Below are 21,285 nucleotides of genomic sequence, written 5' to 3'. Positions count from 1 at the left end.
GCGGCGGGGCGGGGCGGCGCTGTGCTCGCGGTCGCCGCCGCGGCATCCGTTGTCATCGGTGGCGCGATGCCCGCCGGGGCCGCGCCGGTGGATGTGCTCGTGAGCTCGGATGACGAGCATTTCGACACGGCACTGCACGGCGGGATTTTCGATGACGTCGGGCTGCTCGTGCCCGGTGGAACCGTGCGCTCGAGCCTGTGGATCAAGAATCCGAGCAACACACCCGCACAGCTGCGGGTGAGCGCTCGAGGAGTTGCCTTTTCGTCGGATGTCTTCGCCGACGCAGTCACGGTCTCGACTTCCGGGCGGGGAGTCGCGGGTAGCCGGGCGTCCACGTTGCGTTCCGTGCAGGAGTGCGAAATTTTGCTGCCCGCGCAGATCGTGGCGCCTGGGGCCATCGTCACCCTGAGCGTGGCCTTTACCCTGGACGACATGCCGGGGACCACCGGTCAGAGCGAAAGTGCCGACCTCGGACTCATGGTCTCCATGCGCGACGCCGACGCGGGGAGCTTTCGCAAGGTGGCGTGCACCGACGAGGGCCTGCTCATCTCCTCGACCACGGGGAGTGTGAGTACACTCGCCACTACGGGGGTGGGCGCGCCGATGGCCCTGTTCGCCGTGGCCGGCCTCTTGCTCGGCATCGGCGGTAGGTTGGTCGCGGCACGACGTCAGCGATCGGGGGAGGCACGATGACAGAGGCAGATGCCGGGGGGTCGGAACCGACGGCGGTGACGCCTGCACCTGCTGTGGCGGCCGAGAAGAGTCTGTGGCATTACCTCGGCCTCGTGCTCAGCGCCGCGGTGCTGCTGCTCGTGATCGCGCTCGCCGTGATGCTGATCGTGGTGCCCAAAGCCACCGGATCGATTCCGCTGACGGTGCTGACGAGCTCGATGGAGCCGGGCTTCCCCCCAGGTACGCTGATCATCGTGCGGCCCGTCGATCCGAGCGACCTCCGCCTCGGAGACGTGATCACCTATCAAATGCAGTCCGGCAAGCCTGGCGTCATCACGCACCGCATCATGGCGATCAACTCATCCTCGGCGGGGGATCTAACCTTCGTGCTCCAGGGCGACAACAACAGCGAGCCCGACCTTGAAGAGGTGCTGGCTGAACAGATCCAGGGCCGCCTCTGGTACTCCGTACCCTTCATCGGTTTTGTGAACAGCGCGGTGAACGGTGAGAACCGGGCGTGGATCATTCCGGTCGGTGCCGTGCTGCTTTTCTCCTACGCCGGATACATGGTCGCCTCCGGCGCGCTCGCCGCGGTGAAGAAACGCCGCGGCGCGCAGCCGTGACACGGGCGGCCACGCCTAGTCGCTGACGCGCAGGACCACCTTGCCGCGGGTATGCCCGCCCTCGACGGCCCGGTGTGCGGCTGCCCCGTCCGTCAGGTCGAACACGGTGTCGATGTGCACGCGCACTGCCCCGGAATCCATCAGCGCGCTGATGCGGTCGAGGGCGCGGGCGTCGGCCGAAACCTTGTAGCCCGTTGAGCGGATGCCGGCTGCCGCGGCATCCGCCTGCATGGTGGGCCAGCTCCCGGTGGGGGCATTCACGAGAATTCCGCCGGCACGCAGCACGCCCATCGACCTGGACCCGGTAGCGTCGTGCACATTGCCGATCAGGTCGATTACGGCGTCGAGGTCGTGCACCACGTCTTCGAAGCGGGTGGTCGAGTAGTCGATCACCTCGGCGGCTCCGAGTTCACGCAGAAATTCGAGACTGCCCGTGGATCCGGTTGCCGTCACATGAACCCCCAACGATGCGGCGAACTGAACCGCGAGGTGGCCGACGCCGCCGCTGCCGGCGTGAATGAGCATCCGCTGGCCTGGGGCGGCCTCGGCCATATCCACGACCATGCCCCAGGCGGTGAGGGCAGCCACGGGCAAGGCCGCGGCCTCCGTGTGGCTGAGACGGGCCGGTTTGCGGGCCACGCTCAGGGCCGAAACCGCCACATACTCGGCGTAGGTGCCGCCCGTGCGCGGGACCCGGGCCATGCCATAGACCGCGTCGCCGGGTTGCAGGGGGAAGGCCGCGTAGGGCGCGCGCACAACGACGCCGCTGAAATCGTTGCCGAGAATAACCGGATACCCCGTGATGGCGGCCGAGACGCCGCCGCCGGCGCGAGTCTTTGCATCTATCGGGTTGACGCCCGCGGCGACAACGCGCACCAGCAACTCGTCGAGCACGGGGACGGGCAGCGGCACGTCGGCGAGGTGAAGCTCGTCGGCGGCGCCGGGTCGGTCGATCACGAGGGCGCGCATGTACTTCGGCAGGTCGGTCATGACTACAGTCTGCCGCGCCGGCGCGTTGCCCGAGGAGTCAGGGAGCGGGGTGCCGGTCGAGGTAGTCGCGCTCGAGAATGCCGATCAGGTCGTTCGCGAAGCCGATCAGAATGGCGATCTGGTCTTCGTCACGCTCGATCCAACGAAACTCCGGCACGGGATTCACCGGAACGAAGTCGACATGCTGCTCCCACACGAGCAGAGTGCGGTCGGCACCCAGCACGTACTGCTGCCACCACACCTGGCGGAGGTAGGAACGCGGGATGCTGCGCCAAGGCTTGCTCGTGGTCTTGATCTCAGCGAGTTCGAGAACCCCGTTCTCGCAGCGGCCCACGCCATCGGGGGTCGCGAGGTGGCGAGGCTGGTCTGCCGCGTGAAAGAGGTTGTTGCTCGGCTCGATGCCGTAGTTGTCGAGTACCCAGGTAGCGATCTCGGGTTCACGTGCCCGGCCGTGGTCTGTATAGGTGTTGCCGCTGAAACTACTACCGTTCAGCTTCTCGAACGCCGCGTTCTGCACGGACTTGGGAGTGGCGAGCTTGGCGACATCCGTTGCCGTGATTCCCCGCGCTCGGGCGCGCAACCACCCAACGCGGTCATCGGAATTGGCGACGATGCGCCGGGTGTGGGCCAGCGGGGCAGCGACGAGGGTGACGGGTTGCTCCAGCTCAAAGAGGGAGAACACGGAATCAGTCACCACTTAACTATGTCACTCTCGCGGCGCCGGGGCCCCGCGCACCACGCGGCTACTCGGCTCCACGAGACGCCGTCCCCGGCGCGTCTACGACCAGCGCGAGGTAAATCTGGGGACAACCCGTGAAAAGCGACCGCTGTGCGGGAGATGACACCATCGTTATGTCGTTATGTCGATGTGACATGTGTGGGGTAGCGTCGGCTGAACAACAGCCGGGGGTCTGTCATGGAGCGCAGTGGTACGTTTTCTGCCGGTGTCGCGGTCGTCGTGGCGCTCATCGTCGGCACGAGCGGCTGCGCGGGTGTGCCGGGGTTCGCGCCCGAGAGTGAGGCGCCGGTGGCGACGATAGTCGACGGAGTGGACTGCCAGGCGCCCAACCTCGGCGGGTGGGTGCTGCCAGACACGGCCCGGCCAACGGATGCCCCGAGTCACCCCGACGCGCCAGCCCCCGGCCGTGTGCCGCATGGTTTCGTTCCCACGAAAGCCTATCTGTGCAGCTTTATGGCCTCGTTCGAAGATCACGAGGGCCGGTGGTCGGCCGTGAAGGTAGACCAGCTCGAGGGCGACTTCGGCCCCTCGTACACGCCCTCGCTGCGCCGGACGACAGGTTCGGTTTCACCCAGGCGTGCACCGCCGACGCCCAGATCGTGCCGGAGCTCTGGCTGCAGAACGCCGCCGGCGAGGCCGTTCGGGTGGCCTGGCCCCGAGACGCCTGCCTCAAGACCAAGCCGGCCGTCGCCGTCGCGCTCACGCGCCTCGACCTCACAGAAACGACCACCTTGCCGGTGCGACTCGTGGAATCGCGGGCTGCCCTTGACGGGGGCTGCACCATGACAGCAGGCCCGCCCGCCGAACGCGCGCTCATGCAGAAGAACATGGCGGTGCAGACTATGCCAGCCCAATCTGGGTCCACGTCGGGGCCGAGTGCTGTGCAACCGGTGCGCCCGGCTCCGGCGCCGTCCTGGGCGGGAGCAGACGCGGCAGATGTCTGCCTCTACACTGAAGCTCCGCCGAGTGACGACGTCGATTCGGTTGAACTCCCGGAGCTCGAGGGACTGATCAGCACGCAGTCCTTCGACTTTTCCGGTGCAGCGGTGCTTACTCCGGATGTCATCACGCGGGTCGGAGCCGCGGCATCCGCTGTCTCGGCGCTCGCGCCGCCCTGCGAGGTCGAGGTTACCCGCTTCGCCGTGGTCTGGCCCGAGCGCTACAACACACGCATCGACGCACCGATCAGCGTGGAACTTGACGGCTGCGGCCGCCTGTACACGCCCGATTTCGAGGCACTCGTGTTGCCGCCGGAGCTGCTCGCGACCCTCGCCGCGTTGTAACGTACGGAACACTTCGCTGGTCGAGGCGCGACGAATCTCGCTGGTCGAGGCGCGACGAAGGAGCGATCGAGACTTCGCAGGCCGTTCCTCGGGTCCGAGCGCGGCTCACCATGCGTTCGGGCCCGAGGGGCTACGCGACCTCGCTGAGGATTCCCTTCGCGATGTGCAGCCGACGCTGGGCGCGGTTGGCGACGGCAGTGTCGTGCGTCACCACGATAAGCGTCAACCCGCGGTCGCGCCACAGACCTTCGAGCAGATCCATGATCTCATCCCGGGTATCCTCATCCAGGTTTCCGGTGGGCTCGTCGGCGAGCAGCACGGCCGGTTCCTTCACGATCGCTCGGGCGATCGCCACGCGCTGCTGCTGCCCACCGGAAAGTTCGGCCGGCAGGTGTGTGAGGCGTTCGCCGAGACCAACCGAGGCCAGTGCCGCGACCGCGCGCTCCTTGCGCTGCGCGGACGGAAGCCCGAGCGGGGCGAGCGCGGTCTCCACATTCTCTTGGGCGGTGAGCGTGGGAATCAGATTGAAGCCCTGGAACACGAACCCGATTTCTGTCGCGCGGATCGTGCCGAGTGGCCCGTCACCGAGGCGAGAGAGATTGGAGCTGCCGAGTGTCACCGTGCCACGGGTGGGGCGGTCGAGGGCGCCGAGCATCTGCAGCAGGGTGGACTTGCCCCCGCCGGTCGGGCCCTGGATCGCCACCATCTGGCCGTCGGGGATGGCGAGGGTGACGTCGTTGAGCGCGGTGACGCTGCGCTTTCCCTGGTCGTACTTCTTGGTCACGTTCGTCAGTTCATACATGGTTTCTCCTTGAGTGCGGTGGGATCAGGCGATGCTGCGGAGTGCTTCGGCGGGGCGCAGACGCGAGGCGCGCCATCCGCCGATGACGCCGGCGAGCAGGCCGCCGAGTACCGAGAGGCCGACGGCGATCAGGATGACCGAGGCCGTGACAGGGGCGGTGAGGGCGATGTCGCTCGTTGCTGCGGCCGTTGCGGCTTGGCCGAACCCTCCGCCGCCCGGGCCGCCGAAACCGCCTCCGGGGCCTGCGGCCTCCGTCACGACAGCGCCGGCAGTGAGGGTGGGGGCGACGAGGTTGATCACAAGGATGCCGAGCAGGCCGATCGCGATGCCCGCGGCCCCGCCGATCAGACCCTGCACGAGCGATTCGCCGGCCACCTGGCGCACGATCCTGCCGTTCGACCAGCCGATCGCCTTAAGGGTGCCGAATTCGCGGGTGCGGCGGGTGACGCCCGAGATCGTGAAGAGGATGGCGATCAGGAAAGCGGCACCGAGCACGAGCAGGGAGAGCCAGAGGCCGAGGTCCTTCACGAGGTCGCCGGCGCTCGAGAGCGATCCGGACACGCTCGAGGCCAGGTCGGCCTGCGTCTTCACTGTGGCGTCGGGCAAGGCCGCCTCCACGTCGGCCTGCACCTGCGCGATGTCGGTCGACGACGCGGCCTGCACGTAGATGTCGGAGAGCTGCCCGGTGAGGCCGGAGAGGCTCTGCGCCACGTCGAGCGGGATATACACGTGTGCGGCGGTGGCGGCATCCGCGGTCGCGGCTGTGACGAGTCCGACGATCTCGAAGTCCGTGCTGGCTATCGAGACGGTTCCGCCCACGGCCAGGTCGGCGGTGGTGGCGTATCCGGAATCGAGCACGGCCACGGTGGTGCCGGCATCCGTCGTGGCCATCGATCGACCGTCGGTGAGGCTGACGGCCGAAAGCGGACCGACCGCGTCATCGGCCGGGTCGAGGCCGAGCACGGAGAAGGAGTCGACGCTGAAAGCGCTTCCACCTGCGCCATCGGGCCCGCCGGACGGGGGAGCGACGCCAGCCCCGGGAGCCGTGCCGGCAGTGCCGGTCGAAGCCATGTCAGGGAGCGCACCGTCAAAACTGGTGTTGCTCAGCGACAGGGTGGCGGCCGCGGCCGACACGTTGTCGACTTCGCTGACGGTCTCGAGCGCCGCTGCGTCGAAGGTGACGGTGCCTCGTTCGGCCTCGAGCCTGGACTGGCTCACCGAGGTGGTGCCGTCGGTCGTCGTTCCATCGTCTTGGCCGAAATCGAAGCGTTGGGGCCCGCCGGTCGGTGCCTCGCCGTCTACTGGTGCCGCCGCTTCCTGGCTCACGGTGATGTCGGTGCCCACGCCGTAGACAGTGTGCAGAACGGATGCCTGAGCAACCTGAACTCCGCTCGAGACCGAGTTCACGATGATGACCAGGGCGATCGCCAGGGCCATGCCGCTGGCCACAATTGCGGTCTGTTTGCGACGTCCGGCAAGCTCCCGCCGCAGGTAAGTGATGAACATGTGTCTCCAGTTCCGGGGCACCGCCGATCGAGGCCGCCGGGAATGAACCTATGAAGCACTCCTCTGGGGGAGACATGGCGCAGATAGGAGAACCTTATGAAAACCGGCCTCGGCTACGCTCACAGGTTCCGAATGGGTCACGCACGGCTGATTCATAGAAAACTGGTGATACTAGGGAACATGAGCACACGCACGAGCAGCCCCGCCACGCACGGCCCGCGCCTTCGCAAGGCTGACGGCAGCGCCATCCGCGTGCTCGTCGTAGACGACGAGCCCACCCTCACCGATCTGCTGTCCATGGCGCTGCGCTACGAAGGCTGGGAGGTGCGCACCGCGGGCGAGGGCAGGCAGGCGCTCACGATCGCACGGGAATTTCGCCCGGATGCCATCGTGCTCGACATCATGTTGCCCGATATCGACGGCCTGCAGGTGCTGCAGCGGGTGCGCGCCGATGGCTATGAGACCCCTGTGCTCTTCCTCACCGCGAAAGATTCCCTCGACGACCGCATCGCGGGCCTCACTGCCGGCGGCGACGATTACGTCACCAAGCCGTTCAGCCTCGAAGAGGTGGTTGCGCGCCTGCGCGGCCTGATCCGCCGCTCCACGCTCGCCGTGGCGGAGTCGAGCGATCCCCGCATCACGGTCGGCGACCTCATGCTCGACGAAGACAGCTACGAGGTGTTCCGCGGCAGCGATTCCATTGACCTCACGGCCACCGAATTTGAGCTGCTGCGCTTTCTTATGCGCAATCCCCGCCGGGTGTTGAGCAAGGCCCAGATTCTCGACCGGGTATGGAGCTACGATTTCGGCGGAAAATCATCTGTGGTTGAGATCTACATCTCCTACCTCCGCAAGAAGATCGATGCTGGCCGCGACCCCATGATCCACACCGTGCGTGGCGCCGGCTACATGCTGAAGATCGCGGAATGAGCGTTCCGGCGGCCGCCCCGAAGCTCGGCCGTCGCGCGCCGTGGACCCTGCGTCGGCGCCTCGTGCTCACCGTCGTGGGGTTGCTCGCCCTCGTCAGCATCGCGATCGGTGCGGTGAGCGTGGCCATTTTGCGCAGCTCGCTCGTTGACCGGCTCGACGCGCAGCTGACATCCGCTGCCGGCCGCTCCGGGGTTGTTATCGGCGGTGACGGCGACAACGATAGCCGCGGTGGGTTCTTCGGCGCCCCGACAGCGGATGCTATCCTCGGCGGCCCGGCGCAGCCCCCCGGCCTGCTCGCCCTGGTCTTCGACGGTTCCACGATCACCACGGGGTACACCGATAACGAGAGCGGCGCCATCCGCACGCTCGAAGCACACCAGGTGCAGCTGCTCGCCGACAAGATCAAGCAGTCGACGCCGGTGACCGTCGACCTCGAAGGAACTCTGGGGCAATACCGCGTCGTGGCTGAAACCAGCCCCACCGGTACGCTCTATCTCGTGGGGCTGCCGCTGTCCGGCGTGGATGCCACGGCCACCCAGCTCGCCGCCATCATCGCGTTCGTGTCACTCGCCGGCATCTTGCTCGTGGCCGGGCTCGCCGCCTGGATCGTGCGCATTGCCCTGCGGCCGTTGCAGAGGGTCACCGAAACCGCGTCCCGAGTGTCTGCCCTTCCTCTCGACCGCGGTGAGGTGTCGCTTGTGGACCGGGTGCCCGAGGCAGACACCGATGCCCGTACCGAGGTGGGCCGGGTGGGTCTCGCACTCAACCGCATGCTTGACCACGTGGATGTGGCCCTCGAAACCCGGCAGGCGAGCGAGCGTAAGGTGCGCCAGTTCGTGTCGGACGCCAGCCACGAACTACGCACCCCCCTCGCCTCGATTCGCGGGTATTCCGAGCTCACCCGGCGCAGCGGCCAGGAGCTGCCGGCCGACACGATTCACGCTCTCGGCCGGATCGAGTCGGAATCCATTCGCATGACCGGCCTCGTGGAAGACCTGCTGCTGCTGGCACGTCTCGACGAAGGCCGGGAACTCGAGCTTGAGCCGGTTGATCTCACCCCCCTGCTGATCGACGCCGTGAGCGACGCGCACGCTGCCGGCCGGGACCACGTGTGGGATCTTGACCTGCCCGAAGAGCCGATCGAGGCCATCGGCGACCCGGCCCGCCTGCACCAGGTGCTCGCCAACCTGCTCGCCAACGCCCGAGTGCACACTCCGGCCGGCACGACCGTGACGGTGGCGCTCGCCGCGGAGAATGACCGCGCGATCGTGACGGTGCGCGACGACGGACCCGGCATTCCGGTGGATCTGCAAGCCAGGCTGTTCGAGCGCTTTGCCCGGGGCGACACTTCGCGCTATCGCGATTCCGCCGGCGGGGGAACGGGCAGCACCGGTCTCGGCCTCGCGATCGTGCACGCGGTCGTTGCTGCCCTGCATGGCGAGGTCACAGCGTCAAGCGTTCCCGGCCGCACCGAGTTCCGAGTGTCCCTTCCCCTCGCCTGACTTCGTTACCGGCTACGGGGTGTTGAGCTGGGCGAGTAGGCGGGCGAGCTCGTGCAGGTCAGACACAGACCAGCTGGAGAGGCGCCGGTGCACGATCGCGGTGTCGCCCGCACGGAGTTCTTCGAGTTTGGCAATGGCGAGCGGGGTGATGGCCAGGTAATGCGCCCGACCGTCGCTCGGGTCGGGCTGTGTCTCCACGAGCCCCAATTCGCAGAGCGGCTTGGTGTGCCGGCTGATGACGCTCTTGTCCACTGCGAGCAGGTTCGCGACGGCTCCGGCATGGGTCGGGCCGCTGCGGGCCAGAAGCCGCAGTATGCGCAGCCCGAAGGCCTGCAACGTGGGATCGATGCGAGCCGCTGCCTCGCGCTGGCTCGCGCGAATGCTTCCGGCGAGCACGTTCATCTCCTCGATGACTTCTGCGATCATGATCGACGTATCAGGGGTCTCATCTGCAGGCACGGTCACCCCTTCAGGCTAGGGCGTTCGGAGGGGTCGACCACGCGAATCGACCCGGTCGGATTGTTCAGTCCCACGGGTGAGAGCCCAGCGGATGCCGAGCTCGCGTCGATGAGGCTGTCCTCCATGTCGGCGAGCTCGCGCTGGGCCCGGGCGCGGGCATCCGCTGCGCGCTGCTCGCCCTCGGCGTGCGCGCGCGCGATCGCGGTCTTGCCGCCGAGTGGAATGTTGGGAAGGAGGCACACCATCACGAGGGTGATCACGGCGAGCGGGGCACCGAGCAGGAACACGGTGCCGGCGCCGGAGCCGTAGGCCGCCTCGACGATCACTCGGATGGCTCCCGGCAGTTCGGCGATGCTCGGGATGGTGCCCGACCCGAGCGTGGCGCTCGCAACGGCCTGCTGGGCGGGTTCGAGCGTGCCGATTCCGCGACGGATGCTATCGGCCACGACAGTGCCGAGCACAGAGCCAAGCACAGACACTCCCACCGTGCCGCCGAGGCTGCGGAAGAAGGTGATGCCGCTCGTGGCCACGCCGAGATTCTTCACGTCGATGGCGTTCTGCACCACCAGCACGAGGTTTTGCATGAGGGAGCCGAGGCCGGCGCCGAGCACGAACATGAACACACCCACGAGCACGAGGTTGGTGGTCGACGTAAGGGTGCCGAGCAGCAGCTGGCCGGCGATCACGAGCACGCTGCCGATGATCATGATGGCCTTCCACTTGCCGGTGCGGGTGATCAGCATGCCGAAGGCGGTCGAGGACACCAGGAAGCCGCCCATCATGGGGATGGTCAGCAGGCCGGACTCGGTGGGCGTGGCCCCGCGGGCGAGCTGCATGTACTGGCTGAGAAAGAGCGACGTGCCGAACAGTGAGACGCCCACCGACACGCTCGCCACGGTGGCGATGCTGAACGTGCGGTTTCTGAACATGGTGAGGGGAATGATCGGTTCCTTCACCGTGGCCTCCACGATCACGGCCGCGATCAGCAGCAGCACGGCGCCGCCCACCATCACGAACGAGGTGACGGATGCCCACTCAAAGTCGGATCCCGCGAGTGTCACCCAGATCATCAGGAGGGAGACCCCGCCGGCGATGAGCACGGCGCCGAGGTAGTCGATACGCACGACCCGCTTCACCCTCTCGGGCAGGTGCAGCGTGCGCTGCAATAGCGCGATTGCGACGATGGCCACGGGCAGGGCGATGAAGAAGTTCCAGCGCCAGCCGAAGGCATCCGTTATGACCCCGCCGATCAGTGGGCCGCCCACCGTGCCGAGGGCCATGACGGCCCCGAACAGCCCGGCGTATTTGCCTCTGTCCCTCGGGCTGATGATGTCGGCCATGATGATCTGGCTGAGTGCGGCGAGCCCGCCGGCGCCGAGGCCCTGCAGTACCCGGAAGCCGATAAGGGTGCCGGTGTCCTGGGAGAAGCCGGCGAGGGCCGAACCGAGCACGAAGATCACGAGAGAGAGCTGGATGAGCAGTTTGCGGTTGAACAGGTCGGCGAACTTGCCCCAGATGGGAGTCGAGACCGTGGTGGCGAGCAGGGTGGCGGTGATCACCCACGTATAAGAGGACTGGCTGCCGTCGAGGTCGGCGATGATCACGGGCAGCGAGGTGCTCACGACGGTGCCGGCGAGGATCGACACGAACATGCCGAGCAGAAGGCCGGAGAGCGCTTCGAGCACCTGCCTGTGGGTCATGGTGCCGTCGGCCGAGATAGGCCGGCGAGGTTTCGCTGGGGTGCGGCGTGACGCGCGTGACATGAATCTCCCAAGATGTAATTGATAAAAATCAACTATATACACGTAGTGGACAGTTATCAACTAGTTCGAGCGGATGCTGCCGGTTTGCGCTCGAGGGCTCCGGTGACATAGACTGATTCGTAGCCACAGACCGCCGGTTGTTGCTCTGCGCAGAAATGCTCGGGGTGATCGAAGGTTCATTCACGTGAACGGCCCGCGCAGGTGTTCGAAGTTCAGTTTTCAGTCTTATGGATTGTGACCCAGCTCCGGCGCCCTGCGCTGGAGCTTTTTTCATGTCTGCACCGGGGGCTACCCGGCACATGAATACTAAGAGGAGCACCATGGCGAACAAGGAAGCAACGGTCGCCGAGCTTACGGAGAAATTCGAAAGCTCGACCGCCGTTCTGCTCACCGAGTACCGCGGTCTCACTGTTGCGCAGCTCAAGAGCCTGCGTAAGTCCATCAGTGAGGACGCCACGTACGCCGTGGTAAAGAACACGCTCACCAAGATTGCGGCCAACAACGCCGGCATCACCTCGTTTGACGAGGAACTTGTCGGACCGTCTGCTATCGCCTTCGTACACGGAGACCCTGTCGCCGTCGCGAAGACCCTGCGTGCCTTTACCAAGGCAAACCCTCTCCTGGTGGTTAAGGGCGGCTACTTTGACGGTAGCCCGCTCACCGCAGCCGAGGTTGGCAAGCTTGCCGACCTCGAGTCCCGCGAGGTGCTGCTGGCCAAGCTGGCCGGCGCCTTCAAGGCATCGCTGTTCGGAGCCGCTTATCTCTTCCAGGCACCGCTGTCGAAGGCTGTTCGCACCATCGACGCGCTGCGTGAGAAGCAGGAGTCCGCGAACTAGGCATCTGCCTCTAGTTGCGGTTGACAATTTTCAAGTCAACACTTTTTAAAGAAATAGAAGGAGTACATCATGGCAAAGCTTTCCACTGAAGACCTGCTTGAGCAGTTCAAGGGCCTCACCCTCATCGAGCTCTCCGAGTTCGTCAAGGCGTTCGAGGAGACCTTCGAGGTCACCGCAGCAGCTCCCGTTGCAGCAGCTGGCGCAGCCGGCCCCGCAGCAGCCGTCGAAGAGGTCGAAGAGCAGACCGCTTTCGACGTCATCCTCGACGCTGTCGGCGACAAGAAGATCCAGGTCATCAAGGTTGTGCGCGAGCTCACCAGCCTGGGCCTCGGCGAGGCCAAGGCCGTTGTCGATGGCGCGCCGAAGGCCGTCCTCGAGGGCGTTGCCAAGGATGCAGCCGAGAAGGCAAAGGCAGACCTCGAAGCTGCAGGAGCAACCGTAACCCTCAAGTAGTCGGCGCCCCTCACGGGGCCGTGCTTCACGAGAATTACGGCCTGTCTTTCGACAAGCTAGAACGGGCGTCATTTCCACCGGAGATGGCGCCCGTTCGTCGTTTCCGCGGCCTTCGCCGCGGCATCCGCCGGGGATCAGGGGAGCGGTGGGCGTGGGGCGCTCGTGCTGGAGCGCATCACGAGGTTGGTGGGGAGCACGGTCGATTCCGCGCTGGGTGCGGGAGTCGGGGACTCGAGGTCAGCGAGAAGCGACGTGACTGCGAGTCGTCCCTGGTTTCGCGGGTGCTGTTCCAGGGTGGTGAGGCGGAACATTTCGGCATAGGGGTGCCCGTCGATTCCGATGACCGAGAGCTCCGACGGCACGAGAATGCCGAGTTCGCGCGCCGCCACGATCAGCCCGATGGCGATCTCGTCGCTCGCGGCGAAGATGGCGGTGGGGCGGCGACGGGGGTCCCCGAGCACGCTGCGCCCCATCTCGTAGCCGCCGGGAACTGTGAGTTCGCAGGCGTAGAAGGTGCCGGCGAGGGGGTGCCCCGCGGCGAGCATGGCGGCGTTGAAGCCGGCAAGGCGCTTACTGTGCACGTCGAAATCCATCTGTTCCTCCTGGCTGCCGCCCACGTGGAGAATGTCCGTGTGGCCCAGACTGAGCAGGTGCTCCGTGGCGAGCCTGGCGGCCGCCACGTCGTTGATGGCGATGCTGTGCACGCCGCGAATCGGACCGCCGATGCCCACGAGTGGACGCCGCATGTGGTGCAGGTGGTCGACCTCTTCGTCGCTCAGCTCGACGCCCACGGAAATCACGCCGTCGAAGCGTTTGCGCGCGAGAAAATACTCGAATACCCGAACGCGTTCCGGCGAGGGCGCCGGCAGGTTGTAAAGCGTCATGTCGTACCCCTGCTCGAGCAGTGCCTGTTCGACGCTCTCCAGCACCTCCGCGAAAAACCAGCGGCTGATGTACGGGATGATCACGCCGATGTTCTTGGTGCGTCCGGTCACCAGGCTGGCCGCATTAGGGGAGACAACGTAGCCGATGGTACGTGCCGCCGCGACAACGCGGGTTCGTGTCTCCTCAGAGACATACCCCCGGCCGCTCAGTGCCCTGCTGGCGGTGGCCTTTGCAACACTGGCGAGGCGGGCAACATCCGCTATCGTGCTCACACCAGCCTCCGTCCTTGGATCCGTCATGCACAGGATAGCGACTTAATTCAGTTTCTGGAACCGGTTCCATTTGACACGGCATGCAACGGATGTGCGTCGGCGCAAGAAATCATCGCCAGCTGCCCGCGCACCGTCATGGTTGCCATTCTGTAACATAACGGGCTTGCATACCCGGGAAGGGTGCCGTACTTTATGGTGTGGAACCGGTTCCCGAGTTCCATCCCAGTACCACCGCTTGATGGCAGGTCACTACTGCCGGTCACTGCAGATCACGAATACTCAATGAGGAGATAAAAGATGCGGTCTTCCCTGCACCGTCGTATCATCACTCCGATCGCCATCGCGGCGATCGCTGGCATTACTCTCGCCGGCTGCTCCGGCGGCCCCGGTGGCGCTGACGCCGAAGCCGGCGCTGAGGGCGACGGATCGGTGAGTGTCTACACCGGCATTTCCGGCACCGAAGCCGAGCTGCTCGAACAGTCCTGGGCCGACTGGTCAGCCGAGAACGGGATCGAGATCAAGCTGGAGTCCTCAAAGGAGTTCGAGGCCCAGATCGCCATTCGCGCCCAGGGCGGAAACGCCCCCGATCTGGCGATCATCCCGCAGCCGGGCCTGTTCGCCGACCTGGCCAGCCGCGACTTCCTCAAGCCGGCCCCGCAGGCTGTCGAAGACAATGTCGACGAGTACTGGTCCGCCGACTGGAAGGCCTACGGCACGGTCAACGACACGTTCTATGGGGCTCCCCTGATGGCCAGCGTAAAGGGATTTATCTGGTACTCGCCGGCCAAGTTCACGGAGTGGGGCGTCGAGGTCCCCAAGACCTGGGACGAGCTCCTCGCTGTCACGAAAACCATTCAGGAGAAGACCGGAACGGCACCGTGGTGCGCGGGCTTCTCCTCGGGTGACGCCACCGGCTGGCCGGGAACGGACTGGGTCGAAGACCTCGTTCTTCGACAGGCCGGTCCCGACGTTTACGACCAGTGGGTCACCAACGAGATACCCTTCACCGATCCTCAGATCAAGGAGGCGTTCGACTCCGTCGGCGAGATTCTCCTGAACCCGGCCTATGTCAACGCCACCTTCGGTGACGTGAAGTCGATCAACAGCATCCCGTTCGGTGACGTTGCCACTCCGATCGCCGACGGAACTTGCGCCCTGCATCACCAGGCTTCGTTCCTGGACGGCTTCATCACGGATGCCGGCGGCGAAGTCGGCCCCGACGCTGACGTATGGGCCTTCATCACTCCTCCCGTCGAAGAGGGCGGCCAGGCGGTCACCGGTGGTGGCGAATTCGTTGGAGCGTTCTCCGATGACGCCGACACCCAGAAGGTGCAGGCGTACCTCTCGAGCCCGGAGTGGGCCAACAGCCGGGTCGCCCTCGGTGGAGTCCTGAGCGCAAACACCGGACTTGACCCGGAGAATGCGACCAGCCCCATCCTTCAGGAATCGATCAAGATCTTGCAGGACCCGGACACGACGTTCCGTTTCGACGGTTCTGACCTGATGCCGGGAACTGTGGGCGCCGGAACCTTCTGGAAGGGAATCGTGTCCTGGATCAATGGCACGCCGACCGACGAGGTCCTGACCAGCATCGAGTCAGGCTGGCCCTCGGAATAGCCAGCTAGCCCACCGTGGGCCGCCCGCCCCGAAGCGGGCGGCCCACGCTCTTGCCGGTGTATCGTGTGCGTACGAACCACCGACGTTGAACCGCTCCGCGTTCCCGGGCAGCGGGCGATAACCAAGAGTCCGTCGTTGTACTCGAAAGGTTTCAGATGTCCGAATTCTTTGCGTGGCTGTCGCAACTGCCACCCCTGGTGCAGGTGCCCATCGTCATCGGGGCCTTTGCCGCGGTGGTGGCGCTTGTGCTCTTCTTTGTGGAGATCGCGCCGCGCCCAGGGCGGATCTACACGGCTATCCGGCTGGCGGTCTGCGTGGCGGCCCCGGTCCTGATCCTGGCGGTCGGGGGGTCCTACTGGTGGGCCATCGCCGGTGCTGGGGTGCTCGGAGGTCTCTTCTTTCTCCTCGACTATCGCTCACGCAAGGGCGCGGGATACCTCTTCCAACTCGTGGGCTTTCTCGCGCCGGCCGTGCTCCTGCTGAGCATCGGCCTGATCGTGCCCACGATCTCGACCACCGTGCAGGCGTTCATGAACGCCCGTGGTGATCGATTCGTGGGCTTTGAAAATTTCATCTGGGTGTTCGGCCAGCCGGAGAACGTGCGCATCATCATCAACACGATCATTTGGGTGCTCATCGTGCCCACCGTCTCCACCATCGCCGGACTCGCCTACGCCGTGTTCATCGACAAGAGCCGGGGCGAGAAGTACTTCAAAACCCTGGTATTCCTGCCGGTGGCCATCTCATTCGTGGGCGCCTCCATTATCTGGCGCTTCGTTTACACGGCCCGCCCGGCCGACCAGGAACAGATCGGTCTGCTGAACGGCATCGTCGTGGCCCTCGGTGGTCAGCCGATCGACTTCATAGCCGAGTCGCCGTGGAACACGCTCTTCCTCATCATCGTGTTGATCTGGGCGCAAACCGGATTTGCCATGGTGGTGCTCTCCGCCGCCATCAAGGGCGTGCCCGTGGAACAGCTGGAAGCAGCGGAACTCGACGGGACCAACGCGTGGCAGCGGTTCGTCAACGTCACGGTTCCCGGCATCCGCAGCGCGCTGATCGTCGTACTCACGACGATCTCCATCGTCTCGCTGAAAGTCTTCGACATCGTTCGAACCATGACGGGTGGCGCAAACGAAACCAGCGTCGTCGCCAATGAGATGTACACCCAGTTCAAGAACTTCGAGCTGGGGCGTTCGGCCGCATTCGCAGTGATCCTGTTCGTGCTCGTCGTGCCGATCGTTGTGTATAACGCCCGCCAGATCAAGAAGCAGAGGGAAATCCGATGACGGTCACACCCGCAGAAATCCCCCTCGACGAAGCCACGAAACGGCAACTGCGCCGGGGAGAACGTCGCGCCGAGGAATCGGTAGCCAAGAGCGCCAAACGACGACTCACAAGCCGGGGCGCAACCATTGCTGCGCTTGTCATAGCGGTGGTCTGGACAATTCCCACCTTGGGCCTGTTCATCTCCTCATTCCGTCCCGCTCAGGAGGTGCGCACCACCGGGTGGTGGACCATCTTTCAGAACCCTGGCTTCACACTCGACAACTACGCCACGGCCCTCGCCGCCGGAAACAGCCAGCTCGATCTGGCGGGTTCGTTCATTAATTCGATCGCGATCACTCTTCCCGCGACGCTGATCCCATTGATGATCGCGAGCATGGCGGCCTATGCATTCGCCTGGATAGACTTCCGAGGCAAGGACATATTATTCATCGGCGTCTTCGCGCTTCAGATCGTGCCGATCCAAATGGCTCTCGTGCCGCTCCTGCTCTTCTTTTCCCAGGGTGAGTTCTTCGGATTTCCCTCGGTCGCACCCCTTGAGTCAGGCGGGTACGCGCAGGTGTGGATCGCCCACTCGATGTTCGCGCTGCCGCTTTCCATCTATCTGCTCCACAACTTCGTCTCGGAAATTCCGGCAGATGTCATTGAGGCCGCACGCGTCGACGGCGCGGGCCACGCTCAGATCTTCTTCCGAATCGTGTTGCCGCTCAACATGCCGGCCATCGCCTCGATTGCCATTTTCCAGTTCATCTGGGTCTGGAACGACCTCCTCGTGGCGCTGATTTTTGCTGACGGGGCGGTCGCGCCGATGACCAAGCTGCTGGCGGATCTGTCCGGCACGCGCGGTCAGGATTGGTATCTGCTTACGGCGGCGGCCTTCCTCTCCATCCTCGTTCCGGTGATCGTTTTCCTCGCCCTGCAGCGGTACTTCGTGCGCGGCCTGCTGGCCGGCGCCACCAAGGGGTAGTGCGACTTCGCATCCGTTGTATCGGTGCTCCGCCCGGGCGTGTGAGGGCGTCCGTGGCGGAGCCTAGAGTGAGTTCATGAGTTCAATGCACGGTTCGGGCGGAGGCGGTCCGACTCCACAGGGTCAACGTGCGAGGGTGATGCGCGGCGACGTTGCAGGCCAACGCGCCCGAAACGCGGAGGCACCCCGGGTGCCCGACCTCTTCCCGCGGATTGTTGCGCTGTTTGCGCCGCACCGGCTCGCGCTGAGCGCCACCGTCGTTCTGGTGCTCGTGGCGGCTGCGCTCTCGGTGATTCCCCCGCTGCTTACCCAGCGTGCCTTCGACGAGGGGCTCTTTCCACCCGGCGGCACCCCCAGCCTCCCTGTGCTTGCCGCTCTCGTGGGCCTGATGATGGCGATCTATGTGACCTCGGCGCTGCTCGGCGTCTGGCAGACGTGGCTCACGTCCACGGTGGGCAACAAGGTGATGGGCGCTCTGCGCGTGCGGCTCTTCACACACCTGCAGTCGATGGAGCTGAACTTCTTCACCAAGACCAAGACCGGCGTCATCCAGTCGCGACTGCAGAACGATGTGGGCGGCGTCGCCAGCGTGCTCACGAACACGGTGTCAAGCGTCCTGGGAAACACCGTCACTGTTTTGGCAGCCTTCGTGGCCATGCTCCTGCTGAACTGGCAGCTCACGATCGTGGCGCTCGTGCTCATGCCGGTGCTCGTGATCGCCCAGCGCCGGGTCGGGCAGGTGCGTGCCCGCATCGCCGCGAAAACACAGGAATCGCTCTCCGACATGACGGCGATCACGCAGGAGTCGCTCAGCGTCTCGGGCATCCTGCTCTCCAAGAGCTTCACACAGCAGCCCAATGAGATCGCGCGCTACGAGAAGGAGAACGGCACCCAGATTCGCCTGCAGGTGAGCCAGACCATGAGTGGTCAGTGGTTCTTCGTGATGGTCAGTATCTTCCTCTCGAGCATTCCCGCCATCGTCTACCTCGTGGCCGGGTACCTGATGGGCAACGGCACCGCGGACATCACCCCCGGCACCATCGTGGCCTTCACCACCGTGCAGGCTCGGCTACTTTTCCCGCTGATGGGCCTGCTGCGGGTCGTTCTCGATCTGCAGACCTCGAGCGCGCTGTTCGCGCGCATCTTCGAGTACCTCGACTTCGTGCCCGCCATCGCCGACAAGCCCGACGCGCTCACGGTGCCCGTCGGTGACGCTGCCGCCGGAAGCGTGCAGTTCGACCGGGTGACCTTTGCGTACCCGGATGCCGCCGCCGGTTCCCCTCCCACGCTCGACGACGTGTCGTTTCGCATCGAGCCGGGCCAGTTCGCGGCCTTCGTCGGACCGTCGGGCGCCGGCAAGACCACGGTGTCCTACCTCATCCCGCGTTTCTATGAGGCCACGGGCGGCAGCGTGCGATTCTCCGGCAAGGACGTGCGCGACCTGGTTCAGGAATCGCTCGTCTCCTCCATCGGCATCGTGAGCCAGGAGACCTACCTCTTTCACGCCACGATCGCCGAAAACCTGCGCTACGCCAAGCCAGAGGCAACGGATGCCGAGCTCGAGTCCGCAGCCAGGGCCGCGAATATCCATGCCACGATCGCCTCCTTCCCCGCGAGGTACGACACTGTCGTGGGGGAGCGTGGTTATCGGCTCTCCGGGGGCGAAAAGCAGCGCATCGCCATCGCCCGCGTGCTGCTCAAAGATCCCCCAGTGCTCATCCTCGACGAGGCGACGAGCGCCCTCGACTCCCTCTCGGAGCAGGTCGTGCAGCAGGCTCTCGACACGGCGAGCCACGGCCGCACCACGATCGCGATTGCCCACCGGCTGTCCACCGTGGTGAACGCCGACGTGATCTTCGTCGTGGACGGCGGCCATATCGTGGAGCACGGCACGCACGCAGAGCTGCTCGCCCGCGGCGGCGTCTACGCGAGCCTCTACGCGCGGCAGATCACGGCGTCACCGCAGGTCCTGCCCGTGGACTGACGGCATCCGCTGTCACGTTCGCCCGTCCAGAGTCTCGATTCGCGCGTCACGGCATCCGCTCTCCTCCGGTGGCGAATTCAGGAAAAGCGTGTCCCGGCGTCGTATCAGGCCCCGGGCAGCGCGACCGAGACCTGCACACCGACAGGATTTCCTGAATGAGCAACGGGACGCGGGGAGAATGCGTTAGCTGCGGGCGGCGAGCATGTCGGTCATCAGGTCGATCTCAGATTGCTGACTCGCCACGACCGCGGTCGCGAACGTGCGAACCGTTGAATTGTTCGTGCGGTCCAGCACAGAGTCGGCCATGTCGATCGCGCCCTGGTGGTGCGCGATCATGAGCGTGAGGAAGATGCGGTCGGCTTCCTCACCGGATGCCGCGGTGAGCGACGCGACCTCGGCATCCGTGGCGAGCCCAGGCATCCGCTGGCCGGGTTCGTGTCCTTCGGAATGCGGCTCCGCGGTGCGCCCGGGCCGGGTCATCCAGGTCATCGACGGTTCGGGCGAGGCCTGGCTCAGGCCCCACACACTCAACCAGCCGAACATCTGGCCCGACTGCTGGCCCTGCGTGGTCACGATGTCGTACGCGAGCAGCCGTACGTCCTCATCGATCGAGCGGTCGCGAATGAGCACTCCGAGCTGAACGCCCTGGTCGTGGTGCACCTGCATGTCCCGGGCGAAACCGGCCTCGGCGCTCGTGGACAGCGGCTTCGGGTCGCCGAGCGTACTCAAGCGTCCCACGGAGAACGCCGAAATACCCACGACCAGCGCGGTCACCAGTATCGCGACCAGCAACGCCACACGCCGGTGCTTCCGGGGAGCGGATGCGACGGCACCCGCAGCATCCGCTCGCTCGGTCATGCTGGTCAGGAGACCTTGCCGGGCGCGTCGATGGCGCCGGAGCACGACGCGCCGAGCTCGGGTGCCGTGCCGCTCTTCCAGTACTGCTCGAAGAACGAGGCGATGCGGGGGTCCTCGGCGGTTTCGACCTGCAGCTGAACGTTCCAGCCGCTCAGCACGATGGGGGAGGGCAGTCCATCGAACGGGGAGAGTACAACGTAGTTCGAGGGCATGAGCGCCTTCAGCGCGTCGAGCTCGTCGGCGCTCATCGACGCGTCGTAGGTGACCCAGATGGCACCGTGCTCGAGGGAGTGCACGGCATTTTCGCTGGGAACCGGCTCTTCGTAGATGCCGCAGTTCAGCCAGGCGGGGTTGTGCTCGCCGCCCACGGGAGGCGTCTGCTCATAGTCGACGGTGGTCTCCACGTGACCATTGCCATTCTCATAGGTGAGCACGCCGTCAATCTCGGCCCCGTCGCCGCCGCCGGCGTAGTTGGGGGCCTGCGGCGTCAGCACGACCATCGTCACGACGAGGCCGATCACGGCCACGGCGCCCACGATGGCGGACGTGATGCCGATGCGGCGGTTGCGCAGGGAGCGCTTCTGCTGGCGGTGGTAGACCTCGAGCTTCTTGGCGCGCTGTTGAGCGCGCTGCTCCTTCACGGTGGCTTTGTTCACGGGCGAGCCGGGCTGGGGCATCGAGGTGGCCTCTCATAGTGGAGCAGTATCTGTTCGAACGTATCAGTGTGACCCGGTGATCGTCTGTGTATGCCCCAAGTCGGGCCGGTAGGGTGGAGGTGTGCCTGTGCTCACCTCGTGTTCGTGTTGCTGCTGTCTCCAGCCGACCCTCTGAACCGTCGTGACCGCCCGCACCGAAAT

At 65.4% G+C, this 21,285-nt stretch carries 21 protein-coding genes; 11 read left to right on the top strand and 10 right to left on the bottom strand.

Translation table 11 applies throughout. The features are described from left to right. The first annotated feature begins 21 nt into the window (after nt 1-21). Both BJ997_RS16050 and BJ997_RS16045 read left to right on the top strand, forming a co-directional pair. Nucleotides 22-693, top strand: a complete 672-nt coding sequence (locus BJ997_RS16050; protein WP_035835384.1) for a hypothetical protein — start codon at nt 22-24, stop codon at nt 691-693. Continuing rightward, nucleotides 690-1,295, top strand: a complete 606-nt coding sequence (locus BJ997_RS16045; RefSeq protein ID WP_052541957.1) for a signal peptidase I — start codon at nt 690-692, stop codon at nt 1,293-1,295. Before BJ997_RS16050 ends, BJ997_RS16045 begins: the two co-directional genes overlap by 4 nt. 15 nt (nt 1,296-1,310) lie before the next feature. Here BJ997_RS16045 and BJ997_RS16040 read toward each other — a convergent pair whose 3' ends face one another. From BJ997_RS16040 to BJ997_RS16030, 3 genes are all read right to left on the bottom strand, one after another. Next, entirely contained in the window at nt 1,311-2,285 is a 975-nt protein-coding gene (locus BJ997_RS16040; protein WP_236628809.1) for an NADP-dependent oxidoreductase, read from the bottom strand. 37 nt (nt 2,286-2,322) lie between these two features. Beyond that, entirely contained in the window at nt 2,323-2,979 is a 657-nt protein-coding gene (locus BJ997_RS16035) for a YqaJ viral recombinase family protein (protein ID WP_420827187.1), read from the bottom strand. A 164-nt stretch (nt 2,980-3,143) separates the two neighbouring features. Continuing rightward, on the bottom strand, nt 3,144-3,380 hold the full coding sequence (locus BJ997_RS16030; protein WP_152602072.1) for a hypothetical protein: 237 nt from the start codon (nt 3,378-3,380) through the stop codon (nt 3,144-3,146). A gap of 126 nt (nt 3,381-3,506) precedes the next feature. On the opposite strand from BJ997_RS16030, the gene BJ997_RS16025 reads away from it, so the two are divergent. Further along, nucleotides 3,507-4,307, top strand: a complete 801-nt coding sequence (locus BJ997_RS16025) for a hypothetical protein (RefSeq protein ID WP_035835383.1) — start codon at nt 3,507-3,509, stop codon at nt 4,305-4,307. Between the two features lie 130 nt (nt 4,308-4,437). On the opposite strand, the gene BJ997_RS16020 is transcribed toward BJ997_RS16025, so the two are convergent. Beyond that, entirely contained in the window at nt 4,438-5,109 is a 672-nt protein-coding gene (locus tag BJ997_RS16020; protein ID WP_035835382.1) for an ABC transporter ATP-binding protein, read from the bottom strand. 24 nt (nt 5,110-5,133) lie between these two features. After that, nucleotides 5,134-6,615 carry an ABC transporter permease gene (locus BJ997_RS16015; protein WP_035835381.1) on the bottom strand — a complete coding sequence of 494 codons (1,482 nt, stop codon included), beginning with the start codon at nt 6,613-6,615 and terminating at the stop codon, nt 5,134-5,136. A 180-nt stretch (nt 6,616-6,795) separates the two neighbouring features. On the opposite strand from BJ997_RS16015, the gene BJ997_RS16010 reads away from it, so the two are divergent. Further along, entirely contained in the window at nt 6,796-7,545 is a 750-nt protein-coding gene (locus BJ997_RS16010; RefSeq protein ID WP_035835380.1) for a response regulator transcription factor, read from the top strand. After that, the gene (locus BJ997_RS16005; protein WP_035835379.1) at nt 7,542-9,047 is read left to right on the top strand and encodes a sensor histidine kinase; all 1,506 of its coding nucleotides are present in this window, start codon (nt 7,542-7,544) and stop codon (nt 9,045-9,047) included. Before BJ997_RS16010 ends, BJ997_RS16005 begins: the two co-directional genes overlap by 4 nt. A gap of 12 nt (nt 9,048-9,059) precedes the next feature. Here BJ997_RS16005 and BJ997_RS16000 read toward each other — a convergent pair whose 3' ends face one another. Both BJ997_RS16000 and BJ997_RS15995 read right to left on the bottom strand, forming a co-directional pair. Then, entirely contained in the window at nt 9,060-9,512 is a 453-nt protein-coding gene (locus BJ997_RS16000; protein WP_052541956.1) for a MarR family winged helix-turn-helix transcriptional regulator, read from the bottom strand. Next, on the bottom strand, nt 9,509-11,206 hold the full coding sequence (locus tag BJ997_RS15995; protein WP_035835378.1) for an MFS transporter: 1,698 nt from the start codon (nt 11,204-11,206) through the stop codon (nt 9,509-9,511). The genes BJ997_RS16000 and BJ997_RS15995 overlap by 4 nt, the downstream gene beginning before the upstream one ends. Nucleotides 11,207-11,589: 383 nt before the next feature. Between BJ997_RS15995 and rplJ the strand changes: the two genes are divergently transcribed. Further along, on the top strand, nt 11,590-12,105 hold the full coding sequence (gene rplJ, locus BJ997_RS15990) for a 50S ribosomal protein L10 (protein ID WP_035835377.1): 516 nt from the start codon (nt 11,590-11,592) through the stop codon (nt 12,103-12,105). Between the two features lie 69 nt (nt 12,106-12,174). Next, on the top strand, nt 12,175-12,558 hold the full coding sequence (gene rplL / locus BJ997_RS15985) for a 50S ribosomal protein L7/L12 (RefSeq protein WP_035835376.1): 384 nt from the start codon (nt 12,175-12,177) through the stop codon (nt 12,556-12,558). Between the two features lie 134 nt (nt 12,559-12,692). Here the strand turns inward: rplL and BJ997_RS15980 are convergent, their stop codons facing one another. Then, nucleotides 12,693-13,715 (bottom strand): LacI family DNA-binding transcriptional regulator, encoded by a 1,023-nt coding sequence (locus BJ997_RS15980; RefSeq protein ID WP_035835375.1) that lies wholly within the window; start codon nt 13,713-13,715, stop codon nt 12,693-12,695. A gap of 297 nt (nt 13,716-14,012) precedes the next feature. Here BJ997_RS15980 and BJ997_RS15975 point away from each other — a divergent pair, with 297 nt between their 5' ends. From BJ997_RS15975 to BJ997_RS15960, 4 genes are all read left to right on the top strand, one after another. Continuing rightward, the gene (locus BJ997_RS15975) at nt 14,013-15,332 is read left to right on the top strand and encodes an ABC transporter substrate-binding protein (protein WP_035835374.1); all 1,320 of its coding nucleotides are present in this window, start codon (nt 14,013-14,015) and stop codon (nt 15,330-15,332) included. Between the two features lie 155 nt (nt 15,333-15,487). After that, complete coding sequence (locus tag BJ997_RS15970) at nt 15,488-16,621, top strand: carbohydrate ABC transporter permease (protein ID WP_183323604.1); 1,134 nt, start codon at nt 15,488-15,490, stop codon at nt 16,619-16,621. Next, nucleotides 16,618-17,586, top strand: coding sequence for a carbohydrate ABC transporter permease (locus BJ997_RS15965; RefSeq protein WP_035835373.1), 969 nt, complete (start codon nt 16,618-16,620; stop codon nt 17,584-17,586). The genes BJ997_RS15970 and BJ997_RS15965 overlap by 4 nt, the downstream gene beginning before the upstream one ends. A gap of 85 nt (nt 17,587-17,671) precedes the next feature. Next, on the top strand, nt 17,672-19,570 hold the full coding sequence (locus BJ997_RS15960) for an ABC transporter ATP-binding protein (protein WP_201771690.1): 1,899 nt from the start codon (nt 17,672-17,674) through the stop codon (nt 19,568-19,570). 183 nt (nt 19,571-19,753) lie between these two features. Here the strand turns inward: BJ997_RS15960 and BJ997_RS15955 are convergent, their stop codons facing one another. Both BJ997_RS15955 and BJ997_RS15950 read right to left on the bottom strand, forming a co-directional pair. Further along, nucleotides 19,754-20,428, bottom strand: a complete 675-nt coding sequence (locus BJ997_RS15955; RefSeq protein ID WP_035835417.1) for a DUF305 domain-containing protein — start codon at nt 20,426-20,428, stop codon at nt 19,754-19,756. A 5-nt stretch (nt 20,429-20,433) separates the two neighbouring features. After that, nucleotides 20,434-21,105, bottom strand: coding sequence for a DUF3105 domain-containing protein (locus BJ997_RS15950; RefSeq protein WP_035835371.1), 672 nt, complete (start codon nt 21,103-21,105; stop codon nt 20,434-20,436). Between the last annotated feature and the right edge of the window lie 180 nt (nt 21,106-21,285).

It is taken from the genome of Cryobacterium roopkundense, assembly GCF_014200405.1.
GTDB lineage: Bacteria > Actinomycetota > Actinomycetes > Actinomycetales > Microbacteriaceae > Cryobacterium > Cryobacterium roopkundense.
Note: the sequence above shows the minus strand (reverse complement) of the source record. Positions and strands in the feature narration are given on the sequence as shown.

Coding starts and splice junctions, on each gene's coding strand:
- BJ997_RS16045 (WP_052541957.1), top strand. CDS start 690: ATGACAGAGGCAGATGCCGGGGGGTCGGAACCGACGGCGGTGACGCCT.
- BJ997_RS16040 (WP_236628809.1), bottom strand. CDS start 2,285: ATGACCGACCTGCCGAAGTACATGCGCGCCCTCGTGATCGACCGACCC.
- BJ997_RS16020 (WP_035835382.1), bottom strand. CDS start 5,109: ATGTATGAACTGACGAACGTGACCAAGAAGTACGACCAGGGAAAGCGC.
- BJ997_RS16015 (WP_035835381.1), bottom strand. CDS start 6,615: ATGTTCATCACTTACCTGCGGCGGGAGCTTGCCGGACGTCGCAAACAG.
- BJ997_RS16010 (WP_035835380.1), top strand. CDS start 6,796: ATGAGCACACGCACGAGCAGCCCCGCCACGCACGGCCCGCGCCTTCGC.
- BJ997_RS16005 (WP_035835379.1), top strand. CDS start 7,542: ATGAGCGTTCCGGCGGCCGCCCCGAAGCTCGGCCGTCGCGCGCCGTGG.
- BJ997_RS15995 (WP_035835378.1), bottom strand. CDS start 11,206: ATGACCCACAGGCAGGTGCTCGAAGCGCTCTCCGGCCTTCTGCTCGGC.
- rplJ (WP_035835377.1), top strand. CDS start 11,590: ATGGCGAACAAGGAAGCAACGGTCGCCGAGCTTACGGAGAAATTCGAA.
- rplL (WP_035835376.1), top strand. CDS start 12,175: ATGGCAAAGCTTTCCACTGAAGACCTGCTTGAGCAGTTCAAGGGCCTC.
- BJ997_RS15975 (WP_035835374.1), top strand. CDS start 14,013: ATGCGGTCTTCCCTGCACCGTCGTATCATCACTCCGATCGCCATCGCG.
- BJ997_RS15970 (WP_183323604.1), top strand. CDS start 15,488: ATGTCCGAATTCTTTGCGTGGCTGTCGCAACTGCCACCCCTGGTGCAG.
- BJ997_RS15965 (WP_035835373.1), top strand. CDS start 16,618: ATGACGGTCACACCCGCAGAAATCCCCCTCGACGAAGCCACGAAACGG.
- BJ997_RS15960 (WP_201771690.1), top strand. CDS start 17,672: ATGCACGGTTCGGGCGGAGGCGGTCCGACTCCACAGGGTCAACGTGCG.
- BJ997_RS15955 (WP_035835417.1), bottom strand. CDS start 20,428: ATGACCGAGCGAGCGGATGCTGCGGGTGCCGTCGCATCCGCTCCCCGG.
- BJ997_RS15950 (WP_035835371.1), bottom strand. CDS start 21,105: ATGCCCCAGCCCGGCTCGCCCGTGAACAAAGCCACCGTGAAGGAGCAG.